The 12,578-nt window shown below is 45.8% G+C and carries 10 protein-coding genes; 1 reads left to right on the forward strand and 9 read right to left on the reverse strand.

What is annotated here, in order from left to right:
- Together aceE and FSC11_RS14050 are read right to left on the reverse strand one after the other, a co-directional pair.
- Positions 1-2,703 (reverse strand): pyruvate dehydrogenase (acetyl-transferring), homodimeric type, encoded by a 2,703-nt coding sequence (gene aceE / locus FSC11_RS14045; RefSeq protein WP_004813745.1) that lies wholly within the window; start codon positions 2,701-2,703, stop codon positions 1-3.
- A 331-nt stretch (positions 2,704-3,034) separates the two neighbouring features.
- The gene (locus FSC11_RS14050; RefSeq protein ID WP_004813747.1) at positions 3,035-3,733 is read right to left on the reverse strand and encodes a M23 family metallopeptidase; all 699 of its coding nucleotides are present in this window, start codon (positions 3,731-3,733) and stop codon (positions 3,035-3,037) included.
- Between the two features lie 108 nt (positions 3,734-3,841).
- On the opposite strand from FSC11_RS14050, the gene FSC11_RS14055 reads away from it, so the two are divergent.
- Positions 3,842-4,282 carry a DciA family protein gene (locus tag FSC11_RS14055; RefSeq protein ID WP_004890764.1) on the forward strand — a complete coding sequence of 147 codons (441 nt, stop codon included), beginning with the start codon at positions 3,842-3,844 and terminating at the stop codon, positions 4,280-4,282.
- A 98-nt stretch (positions 4,283-4,380) separates the two neighbouring features.
- Here the strand turns inward: FSC11_RS14055 and lpxC are convergent, their stop codons facing one another.
- From lpxC to murG, 7 genes are all read right to left on the reverse strand, one after another.
- Entirely contained in the window at positions 4,381-5,283 is a 903-nt protein-coding gene (gene lpxC, locus FSC11_RS14060) for a UDP-3-O-acyl-N-acetylglucosamine deacetylase (RefSeq protein WP_004813751.1), read from the reverse strand.
- Positions 5,284-5,409: 126 nt separating this feature from the next.
- Complete coding sequence (ftsZ, locus tag FSC11_RS14065; protein WP_004813752.1) at positions 5,410-6,597, reverse strand: cell division protein FtsZ; 1,188 nt, start codon at positions 6,595-6,597, stop codon at positions 5,410-5,412.
- 160 nt (positions 6,598-6,757) lie between these two features.
- Positions 6,758-8,020, reverse strand: coding sequence for a cell division protein FtsA (gene ftsA, locus FSC11_RS14070; RefSeq protein ID WP_004813755.1), 1,263 nt, complete (start codon positions 8,018-8,020; stop codon positions 6,758-6,760).
- Between the two features lie 66 nt (positions 8,021-8,086).
- Positions 8,087-8,941 (reverse strand): cell division protein FtsQ/DivIB, encoded by an 855-nt coding sequence (locus FSC11_RS14075; RefSeq protein ID WP_004813757.1) that lies wholly within the window; start codon positions 8,939-8,941, stop codon positions 8,087-8,089.
- A 3-nt stretch (positions 8,942-8,944) separates the two neighbouring features.
- A complete protein-coding gene (locus FSC11_RS14080) occupies positions 8,945-9,874 on the reverse strand; it encodes a D-alanine--D-alanine ligase (protein WP_004813759.1) in 930 nt (309 codons plus the stop codon).
- Positions 9,875-9,930: 56 nt separating this feature from the next.
- Positions 9,931-11,379, reverse strand: coding sequence for a UDP-N-acetylmuramate--L-alanine ligase (gene murC, locus FSC11_RS14085; RefSeq protein ID WP_163167541.1), 1,449 nt, complete (start codon positions 11,377-11,379; stop codon positions 9,931-9,933).
- A 12-nt stretch (positions 11,380-11,391) separates the two neighbouring features.
- Positions 11,392-12,489: an undecaprenyldiphospho-muramoylpentapeptide beta-N-acetylglucosaminyltransferase gene (gene murG, locus FSC11_RS14090; RefSeq protein WP_163167543.1), complete on the reverse strand. Its 1,098-nt coding sequence runs from the start codon at positions 12,487-12,489 to the stop codon at positions 11,392-11,394.
- Between the last annotated feature and the right edge of the window lie 89 nt (positions 12,490-12,578).

Raw genomic sequence — 12,578 nt, forward strand, 5'->3', positions numbered from 1 at the left:
TTAGTTCTCCTCCTTGTAGTCAGCAACAGCGTGTAGTTCAGGCGTTGCTTGTGGCGCCCATGCAACTGGACGATCAGTATCCAGCTCGAAGCTAGAAATCGCATCTTTCACTAGACGAGCATCTACTTCACCTTCGTCAGCCAGTTTCTTCAATGTAGCAACCACAATATGAGCAGCATCTACACCGAAGTAGCTACGAAGTTTGGCACGTGTATCGGAACGGCCATAACCATCAGTACCCAATGCAACGAATGGGCGGTTGTCTGGAAGGTAGGCACGGATTTGTTCGCTATACGCACGCATATGGTCTGTTGCAGAAACTACAATACCGTTTGTGCCACGTAGTTGCTGAGCAACCCAAGACTCTTTCACTTCTTCAGCTAATGGATGTAAACGGTTGTACTCTTCACACGCCATACCATCACGTGCCAGCTCGTTGAAACTGGTTACGCTGTATACGTTTGAATGGATTTGATATTCTTCACGCAGGATCTTCGCAGCTTTGATCACTTCACGCAGAATCACACCTGAACCAAGCAACTGGACAGTAGCTTTCTCGTCTTCTTCCAGCAGATACATACCACGTTTGATGCCTTCTTCAACACCTTGTGGCATTGCAGGATGCTCGTAGTTTTCGTTCATTACGGTTAAGTAGTAGAACACACGCTCTTGATTCACGTACATACGCTTCAAGCCATCGTGAACAATCACGGCAAGCTCATAACCAAAGCAAGGGTCATAAGAAATACAGTTTGGAATCGTATTCGCAAGAATATGCGAGTGACCATCCTGGTGCTGTAAACCTTCACCATTCAATGTAGTACGACCCGCTGTGGCACCGAGCAAGAAGCCTTGTGCTTGCGCATCACCTGCTGCCCATGCAATGTCACCAATACGCTGGAAACCAAACATAGAGTAGTACATGTACATTGGAATCATTGGCAGGTTATTGGTTGAATAACTGGTTGCCAATGCAGCCCAGGCACTCATCGCACCCGCTTCATTAATCCCTTCTTGAAGCATGTGACCGTCTTTTGCTTCACGGTAATGCATCAATTGTTCCTGGTCTTCAGGCGTGTATTTTTGACCATGTGCAGCATAAATGCCCAGCTGACGGAACATACCTTCCAGACCAAATGTACGTGCTTCATCTGGAACGATTGGAACCACGCGGTCTTTGATGGCTTTTTCTTTCAATAATGAAGAAATTAAACGAACCATCACCATGGTGGTTGATTGTTGCTTACCGTTAGAACCTGCAAGTACTGCGTCAAATACCGACAGTTCTGGAATCGCAAGCTGTTCGCTTTCCTTACGACGTGCAGGCAGGTAACCACCGAGCGCCTCACGACGTGCCTTCATGTATTTCAATTCAGGCGAGTTTTCGCTTGGACGGTAGAATGGAACTTCTTCTAACTGCTCATCAGTAAATGGCAAGTTGAAACGGTTACGTACGTATTTCAACGACTCAAGCTGCATTTTCTTGATTTGGTGAGTCTTATTCACCGCTTCAATTTCTTCAGACAGGCCATAGCCTTTCACTGTTTTCGCCAAGATGACGGTTGGCTGACCTGTGGATTTCATTGCCTCTGCATAGGCTGCATATACTTTGAACGGGTCGTGACCACCGCGGTTCAAGTTGTCGATGTCTTCATCGCTTAAACCTTTAACCAGCTCTTCAGCTTCTGGGTATTTACCAAAGAAGTGCGCACGTGTATAAGCACCACCTTTTACTTGATAACGTTGGTAATCGCCGTCTACCGCTTCTTCCATAATCGCTTTTAGAGCGCCAGTTTCATCTTTGGCAAGCAATGGATCCCAATGACGGCCCCAAACGACTTTAATGACGCGCCAGCCTGCACCACGGAATAGCGACTCAAGTTCCTGGATGATCTTGCCGTTACCACGTACCGGGCCATCAAGACGCTGCAGGTTACAGTTGACCACCCAAATCAAGTTATCTAACTTTTCACGGCCAGCCAGAGAGATTGCACCGGTACTTTCTGGTTCATCCATCTCACCATCGCCCAGGTAAGCCCAGACTTTACGATCTTCTTCCTTGATCAAGCCACGGTTCATCAAATACTTTTGAATGTGTGCCTGGTAGATCGACATAATCGGACCCAGACCCATCGATACAGTCGGGAATTGCCAGTAATCCGGCATCAAATATGGATGTGGATAAGAAGGTAAGCCAACGCCATCTACTTCACGACGAAAGTTATTTAAATGGTCTTCCGTTAAACGGCCTTCCAGAAATGAACGTGCATAGATACCCGGAGCACAGTGACCTTGATAATAGATCATGTCACCGCCGAAGTTGTCGCTATTGGCACGGAAGAAGTGGTTAAAGCCTACATCATATAATGTTGCGGATGATGCAAAACTGGCCAAGTGGCCACCTAGATCATCGCCAGTTTTGTTCGCGCGAAGAACCATCGCCAGTGCATTCCAGCGGATCAACGCACGAATACGGCGCTCCATGTCTTGGTCACCCGGCATAGGTGGTTGTTCTTCAACAGAAATCGTGTTTAAGTAAGGAGTATTTAAACGCTGAATGGGAACATGCTTAGCAATCGCGCGCTGATAAAGTTTCTCTAATAAGAAAGCTGCACGCTCAGTGCCCATGTGTTGCAAAACAGAGTCAAAAGCGTCTTGCCATTCTTGAGTTTCTTGCGCGTCTGTATCGCCATAAAACGCCATAATCTACTGTTCCTAAAGATCTACATTAATCGTTTATATGTATCATATTTAGGGCAGTGACAGGTATCGCCCACGCTGAATGCGCGAATGCCAGGGTATTTAGCAGCTAAATACCTATTGATCATTTATTACACAAAGATACAAATCTGAGTCAGTAAAGAATCAAAATTATACATTGCTCATATTTTTTAGTGATAAATTAAGACCTGAAAGCAATAAATCTCCAGTTTCTCTCATTTTAGAAAGAGACCAGAGATTTATTACTTTTAAATATGGATGTGCTTTTTCTGTAGGTGTTATGTACAGGGTAGCTTAAATGACCTGACAGGCCTTATGGCAGCATGGCAAGATAAGTTGAAGGATTCTTACGCTGACCGTCTTTTACTACTTCATAGTGTAAATGCGGGCCTGTACAGCGACCTGTACATCCTACGTTGGCAATGTGCTCACCTGCTTCTACGCGATCACCCACACGTGCAATCAGACGTGAAGCATGTGCATAACGAGTCAGGTAACCATTACCGTGATTAATTTCCACGTATTGGCCGTAACCTGTACCCCAACCTGACTTGGTCACAATACCAGGCCCCGTCGCATAGATCGGTGTACCGCTTGGTGCAGACATATCCAGACCAGAATGGTTTTCAGCGCGACCATTCATGGTACGACCACCAAAGTCAGAGCTGACACGTTTCAGGTTTGGCAGAGGATGTGCAACTAACCAGGAATATGGAGAAGATGAAAAACTTGAAGAAGATTTAGATGTAGACTTAGAAGCGCCGTATTTTTTCTCAATCGTTGCATTGTTGAGCTCAACTGGCTTCTCACGGAGCTGAACGCTTAATTTGGTTTCAGCAGGAATATAAACATCATCTGATTGTGTATATGCGCCCTGTGCTAAAGTCCGTGTAAGCTGCTCAAGACGATCGACGGAGCCACTTTCCTGATTTAGATCCACTAAATCTGCGAATGCTACAGAAGCAGCTGAACTCGCTAGGGAAAATGCCAACAAAATACGTCGCAAATGCATAAAAAACCTCTCTAAAACTGTTTTAATCGAGTTCCTTGGGTGATCTCTTCCTTGATATCTACCGAAAAGAGCGCATAAGATTAAGGCATAATCATGTAGGAATGATGTATGTCTGAACCTGTCAACGTTTTTCAACAAACAAGAAAACACATAAAAACAGGAAACTTCTCGTTTCTCTCATCACAAGTTGCTGCATGGCAGAAACTTACAAAACTCATTCAACCTTTGTTGCCCCAACCGGAACATTGGCAGGTTGTCTGCTATCAAAATGGTGTGTTAACGCTTACTGGTGAAAACCAGGCCATGATTTCTCAATTGGCCTACTTACAGAAGCAATACGTTTCACAACTCTCTCAAATTAGCGAATTAAAGGACTTAACCAAACTGCAAGTGTGTTTACGAAATCCATCCAAAACACCTTTGATTACAGAAAAATCCGAAAGAGCCTTAAGCCCAGAAACACAGGATATGCTCCGTAGTGCTGCTGACTTTATAAGCGACCCTAAGCTTAGCCAAGCTTTACTACGTTTGGCAAGCAATAAAAAATAACATACAAATCAAATTATGTTGATTTACAATGTAAATTGCGAGAACCAGTTCTCATTCTACATTGTTATAATATAACATACACACTAAAAGACAATGACTTATGTCACATTCACATAAGGAATTGGACAAGTTTCAATGTCATCAAATGTTACAATTTCATAGCTATCCGGATCACTGCTGACATTACGCAAAAGCTGGTTATTTAAGGCATGTCCAGACTTGTAACCGTCGAATTTAGCGATAATCTGGTGACCCATCAGATATAAGTCACCGACAGCATCCAAAATCTTGTGACGCACAAATTCATCTGAAAAACGTAACCCTTCTTCATTGACTACCCCAGTTTCATCCACGCCAATCGCGTTTTCCAGACTTGCACCAAGTGCCAGATTATTGGCTTTGAGATAGTCCAAATCTTTCATAAAGCCAAAGGTACGTGCTTCACTGACTTCATATACAAAGGTTTCAGTAGAGAAGTCGATGGTGGCAGACTGATATTCTTTCTTGAAAGCAGGATGATCAAAGTCGATGGTGAAGTTAAGCTGAAAGCCTTCATGCGGGCTAAAAGCCGCACGCTTATCATCAATAAGCGCTTCTACAGGTTTGATGATTTTAATAAATTTCTTTGGTGCCTGCAGTTCCTGAAGTCCACCCTGCATCAGCAGATAGATAAATGGCCCGGCACTACCGTCCATGATGGGCACTTCAGAAGCTGACACTTCAATAATCAGGTTATCGATGCCCAGGCCGGCAATGGCACTCATGACATGCTCAATGGTACCCACTTTGGCATTTTCCTGAACCAGATTCGAGCACATGAAGGCTTCCTGGATCAGCATGGCATTGGCAGGAATGTCAACTGGTGGATTCAGATCGATGCGTCGAAATACAATTCCCCCATCGGCATGGTGTGGCACGAAGTTAATCATGACTTTCTGCCCACTATGAAGACCGATACCGCTCGCTTTCACGACACGTTTCAGGGTACGCTGTTTCAACATGCTTTTATCATCTGTTCATCAACAAAACCGCTATACGTTAGCATATTTAGCCATTGATAAAAAACAAAAAGGTGGCCCTAAAGCCACCTTTTCTGTTGAATCATCGTAAACACATATTGTTACATATTACTTACGTTGTTGATTTTTAAGATAATCCTGAATACTCATTGGCGTTGGACGTGGGCTTGAAACAGAGGCTGCCGGCGTCGCTGCCGCACCTGCACCAGTTTGTTGACGCTGAATCGCTGGCACATCATCTTCATCTACTGCAGCCGGGGCTGTTGCAGGACGTGACTGCTGTACATTGGTACGTTTCGCAGGCTCAGCAGCATCTGCCGAGTTACGGGTTAGACCTGTTGCGATTACAGTTACGCTAATTTCATCACGCGCATCTGGATCGAATACGGTACCATAGAAGACTTGACCTTCGTCCAGATCCACGATCTGGTTCACAACATCGGTAATTTCTTCAATTTCACCGAAGGTTACATCATCACCACCAGTCACGTTAATCAGGATGCCTTTGGCATTCATGATAGTAACGTTATCCAGTAATGGGCTACGAATTGCCTGTTCAGCTGCCTGACGTGCACGGTTTTCACCACGACCAAGACCAACACCCATCATGGCATAACCACGTGTGCTCATCGCTGTTTTCAGATCGGCGAAGTCAAGGTTGATATGACCTGGACGTACCACAAGATCAAAGATACTGCGTACTGCATTTAACAGAACGTCATCTGCCTTCTTGTAAGCATCTTTCATCGAGATGTCACGGAATACTTTCAGCAGGCGCTGGTTTGGAATGATGATCAGGGAATCCACGTGCTGTTCCAGGGCTTGAATACCTTTCTCAGCGGACTGTAAACGGCGTTTACCTTCAAAGTTGAATGGCGTAGTAACGACACCAACTGTCAGGATACCCATTTCTTTAGCAATTTCTGCAACCACTGGTGCCGCACCGGTACCTGTACCGCCGCCCATACCAGCAGTCACGAATACCATATCTGTGCCTTCAAGATGCTGGCGGATCAGTTCACGGCTTTCTTCTGCTGCCGCTTGACCGACTTGTGGGTTTGCACCTGCACCTAGACCACGGGTACTTTGTTCGCCTAACTGAATTTTAAATTCAGCTTCCATGCGATCCAGTGCCTGTTTGTCAGTATTGGCACAGACAAATTTTACACCCTGGATGTCTGATTGCAGCATATGCTGTACAGCATTACCACCCGCACCCCCTACACCAAACACAGTGAAACGGGCTTGACCAATGCTATCGTCTTGATCGTCTTCAAAAAATTCAAATGAGGCCATGACCTATAAAATTCCTAATTTAGTACTGGCAGTCACTAAGCCCGTATACTGCCCTGATCTTAATAAAAAATTGTTTTTAAGAATGCTGCTCCACAACTCAGTTGTCAAGTGCAGGCATTTTTTACTACAACTTCTCAACAATATTCACAATAAATGTCGACTAAAAAATTGACTTCAATGTTTCATTAAAGCCTGACCAAGCACGTTTAACGCGCTGAGTCACCGACAGTCTTTCATTTTCTTCCGATTCTACGATGGTTTCCTGCGCGTCACTCTGGCTGAACATCAGCAGACCTGCAGCTGTAGCGTACTGCGAACGACGCAGCGCTGCCTGATGTGCTTCATCTGCATGTACTGGCGCTGGCGGATTACCCAAATGCGCCGATATACCTAAAGTGCGGCGTACATAGCTGACCATACCTTCAATATGGCTGGCATCACCTGTTAATACCACACCATGGTACAGCCCCTGCATTGCACCACTGTTTTCCAGTTCATCACGCACCAAGCCCAGAATTTCACTATAACGCGCAATAATAATCTCGGTCAGTTCAATCCGGCTAATAGTCTGCGGACCATCAATACCCTGGAACTGAATCATATGGTCCGGTTTTACCACTTTCAGATCGACACAACCATATAACAGCTTGATACGTTCAGCTTCTTCAGTGGTAGTCTGTAACACCGCTGCGATATCACGTGTTACATGCTCTCCACCACGCTGAATGGTATGGGTAAGTGCCAGACGACCATCCAGATAAACTGCAAGATTTGTGGTTCCGGCACCGATGTCGACCAGACATACCCCATACTCTTTTTCATCTTTCAGCAAGCTGGCTTCAGCAGTGGCCAGACATGATACCACCATGCGCTCTACACCAATATTGGCACCTTTCAGGGCACGGTCAATATTCTGCATGGTGCTAATTGGCAACATCATTAAATGATAATGCCCAGTCATGCTGTGCGCCGACATACGGATCGGATTCAATACCCATTCCGGTGCATCATCCAGCTCAAAACCTAGTGGAACTGCGCTAACCAGGTAATGATCTGAGATCTGATGACTGGCTTTGGCCAGTTCAAGCGCACGCACCACTTCACTGGTGGTAATTGTATGTTCTGTATTGTCAACTGAAGTACGGCCTGAAGCATAAAAGCTTTTCAGCTCCGCACTTGGAATTGAAATCCAGGCTGAATGTACACGGCATTCCGCCATGTCTTCCGCTTCTTGAACGGCATTTTTTATTGCGGTAATGACTTTATCGAGACTTACAATTTTCCCTTTATTCATGCCTCGGTTACGAGCAGTCGCCATCCCAATGACCTGGATATTGTCTGGCGCATGTACCTTACCAATCAAAACTGAAACTTTGTGCGTCCCAATGTCAATCGCAACAACTGAGGGAACAGCTTCATTCATTATTCGTTACTACCATTACCTGTGTTTAATTTATGGCTCTAAGCCTCTATTTTTCAAAGCCGAACATTATGGCTTTACTGTAACGCCGTTCTCAACGCCGGTGTCATTATTCGTTACAATAAAATGACCATTTTGTATCTTTGGTGGAACTGCATTCTTCCACTGAATCGCAAGCCCATTTCTATAGCGCAGATCAATTGAAGAAATTCTAGACCAAACTGGCTTCAAATCGCTATAGGAAAGATGGCTAAGACGTTGCAGCTTGCTCATGGTTTGATCCTGATCCACAATCACGCGTAATCCCGAATCAAACTGCATAAACCATGTCATGCGCTCTGTTAGATATAATTCTTTTAAACGAATGCCATGCGGTGCGAACAGCTGATTAATTTCGTTATAGCGACGCATCATGGTTTTGGCCTGGCTGGCAGGACCATGCAGTAACGGTAATTCAGGATAACTGCGAGGAAGTACTTCAGTAAAAATTTTCCCGCTATCACTGAGCAGACGTCCAGTGCCCCAACGTGCAATTGCATGGTGCGGCATTACTCGTACCCGAATTGCATTCGGCCAGGCACGTGATACCACAACACGATCTACCCAAGATAATTCTAGAGTTTTATCACGGACTGATCTTAAATCCGAGGTAAAATAATTTTCGGTAATAATTGGCGATACATGTTGCAGGATCTGACGTTCTTCTGCCGCCGAACGAGAACCAATCACCTCAAGCTCTGCTACCTGGGCATCGGTCATAACACGATAGAATCCCAGTATTCCTGCAGCAAGTACCACAAACGCCACACACAGCAGTAACCAACCACCTAGATTGGCCATTTTTTCTTTTCGTGTGGGCGGCTTGTCGTGAATTGATGTAATCGCAGCACGTTTGCGGCGCATGGATGCAGGAAGTTGAGCCATATCTTAGTGAGCCACACCGTTCAGAGTTTGTTCCAGAATCGCCACACATAGCGCTTCAAAACTATAGCCTACTGCTGCTGCCGCTTTTGGCACCAAAGAATGACTGGTCATGCCTGGCACCGTGTTTACTTCCAGTAGCCAGAACTTACCGTCCTGATCCTGCATGGCATCAATACGGCCCCAACCGCTAGCACCTACTGCCTGGAAAGCCCGTAAAGCCAATGCTTGCAGTTCTTTTTCTTCTGTTTCGCTTAGACCGCATGGAATGCCGTACTGTACATCATTACGGTTATATTTGGCTTCATAGTCGTAGAAAGCCACATCTTCTGGTGGTTGCAAACGAATTACCGGAAGTGCCTGACCATTTAACAAGACAATAGTGAATTCACGGCCGGTAATCCATTTCTCCGCCATCACAATGGCATCATGTTCAGTCGCTTTCGCAATGGCAGTGGCAAAGTCTTCAATTTTCTCAACCTTGCTCATACCAATGCTTGAGCCTTCATGCACTGGCTTGATAATCAGTGGCAAGCCCAGTGCTGCAACGATTTCTTCAGCATTCGAATCTTTGGTCACAATACGGTAAGGTGCTGTTGGCAGTTCTGAACCTTGCCAAACCTGCTTGGTTTTAACCTTGTCCATACCAATCGCTGAACCCTGTACGCCTGTACCGGTATAAGGAATATTCAGCCACTCCAGTGCACCTTGAATCTGCCCATCTTCACCACCACGACCATGCAGTACGATGAAAGCACGATCATAAGCTGTCAGTTCCGTGATGCTGCGCTCCTGAGGATCGAAGCCTTCTGCGTTCACCCCAGAACGCAGCAATGCCTCAAGCACTGCCGTACCACTGTCTAGCGAAACCTCACGCTCTGCAGATTTACCACCAAGCAATACGGCAACTTTTCCGAATTTTGAAGCATTTGACACGTTTATATCCTTAAACTTTTAAATCTGGTCAATTCTATCTGAGCCACACACGGCGACTATTTTACATATAGATGATTCTGAGCAAGTTCAATTGAAATTGCACCTACATTACCGGCACCCTGAGTCAGCAGCAGGTCATTTGCTTGTAGCACATTTTTCATGACATTGCTGAGGTTTCCTTCAACCGGATCAACCAGAATCGGCTCTACCTCACCACGCAGACGAATACTGCGCGCCAGAGCACGGCTATCTGCACCAACGATTGGCTTTTCCCCTGCTGGATAAACTTCCAGTAATAACAACTGATCTACCGTGGACAATACATCGACAAAGTCTTCAAAACAGTCACGGGTACGGCTAAAACGGTGCGGCTGGAACATCATTACCAGACGACGGTCTGGATGACTGGCACGTGCCGCCTTGATGGTTGCTTCAACTTCTTTAGGATGGTGACCATAGTCATCCACCAGCTTCACATCACCGCCTTCAAGCTCGAACTGACCTTGCACCTGGAAGCGACGACCAACACCGCTAAAGCTTTCCAGGGCACGGCAAATCGCAGCGTCAGAAACACCTTCATCAGTCGCAATACCAATTGCTGCCAGTGAATTCAGAATATTATGTGCACCCGGCATATTGATCGTAACACGCAGCGGCTCACGATCTTTACGCAATACCGTAAAGTGCGACTGCATGCCATCCTGTTCAATATCAACCGCACGAATGTCATTGTCTTCATTGAAACCATAGGTAAGGAGTGGGCGACCGATCCGCGGCATAATTTCGCGTATATTGGCATCATCACCACATACCACGGCTAGGCCGTAGAACGGAAGTTTTTGCAGGAACTGAACGAAAGTATCTTTCAGCACATCAAAGCTGCCGCCATAAGTATCCATATGATCAGCATCGATATTGGTGACAATGGTCGCCATTGGTTGCAGGTGCAGGAAAGAGGCATCTGATTCATCTGCTTCTGCCACGATATAACGACTGGCACCCAATGCAGCATTCACACCCGTACGATTCAGCAAGCCACCGATCACATAGGTGGGATCAAGATTTTCTTCGGCCAACATACAAGTCACCAGACTGGTGGTTGTCGTTTTACCATGAGTACCTGCTACCGCAATACCATGACGGTAGCGCATCAATTCACCTAGCATTTCAGCACGGCGAACCACTGGAATACGCTTTTCAATCGCAGTCTTAATTTCCGGATTTTCAGGATCAATTGCGGTTGAAACCACAATGACATTGGCACCCTGAATATTTTCAGCGGCATGACCGATGTAAACCTTAATTCCGTTTTCTTCCAGCTGAGCCGTGGTTTTGGACGCTTTAATATCTGAACCAGAGACTTTATAACCCTGGTTTTTCAATACTTCAGCAATGCCACACATGCCAGCACCGCCGATCCCCACAAAATGAATGTGTTTGATACGGCGCATTTCTGGCACTTTGATTAATTTTTTCGCTTGGTCAGCTGGAGTTGATGGAGACATAATTTACTCGGTTTACAATTCTTGAATTAAACGAACCACGTGTTGGGTTGCATCTGGTTGAGCCTGCTGGCGTGCTTTTACAGCCATTTCCATAAGAAGCTGGCGATTCAGCATCGGTTCCAGCAGCGCTTTTAAACTGTCTGGGGTCATTGTGGCTTGCGGGCAGATTTTCGCTGCGCCAAGATTCGCCAGGAATCGGGCATTGGCGGTCTGGTGATCATCTACCGCACTTGGTAATGGCACAAAGATTGCGGCCACGCCTGCTGTGGCAATTTCAGTTACGGTCAACGCACCGGCACGGCAGATAATTAAGTCCGCATCGCTATAGGCCTGTGCCATATCTTCAATAAATGGCTGTACTTCAATATTTAAAGTTGCAGGTGCATCAGCATAACGGGCACGCGTCGCATCTGCATGATTTTGACCACACTGATGATAAACATTCAATGGGACATTCAGCTGTTTTAAGGCTTCGGGCACACGTTCATTGAGTGCCTGAGCGCCCAGTGACCCCCCGACAATTAAAATACGCAGTGGCTGGCCAGCTTTTTCCCGTTCCTGATAACGCCAGGACGGATTGAAAATTTCAGTAATTTCTTTACGTACCGGATTGCCTGTAGTGACAATTTTATCTTGAGCCGGAAAAGTATTCGGAAATGCCTGACAGACTTTTTTGGCAATACGGGACAGCTGGGTATTGGTAAAACCGGCTACAGCATTTTGCTCATGAATAATCACGGGAATGCCCAGCATTCGCGCTGCTAGACCACCTGGACCGGCGACATAGCCACCAAAACCGGCGACAGCATCCACCTTCAGCTGCCTCATATACTTCATGGCGCTAAGAGTGGCTTTTAGAATTTTAAACGGTGCCGCCAATTTACGTACTACGCCATTGCCGCGCACGCCTTGAATATCAATCTGATAAATTGGAATATTATGGTTTTTTAAAAGTCGGTTTTCCATGCCTGCCGGAGTTGCCAACCAGGACACTTTGATCCCCTGCTGTTCTAAGTCTTTTGCAACGGCTAACGCTGGAAATACATGTCCACCGGTACCTGCGGCCATCATCATGACATGTTTAGGCTGTTTTTGCTGAGCATCGGTCACGGTCTAATTCTTCAATTCTAAAATATAAACAGGATGTGTAATTTAAGTCGTCAATTGTAATCACAATCGCTAAGCCATGAAAGTTTATT

Origin of the sequence: Acinetobacter schindleri (assembly GCF_010918895.1) — a bacterium.
GTDB lineage: Bacteria > Pseudomonadota > Gammaproteobacteria > Pseudomonadales > Moraxellaceae > Acinetobacter > Acinetobacter schindleri.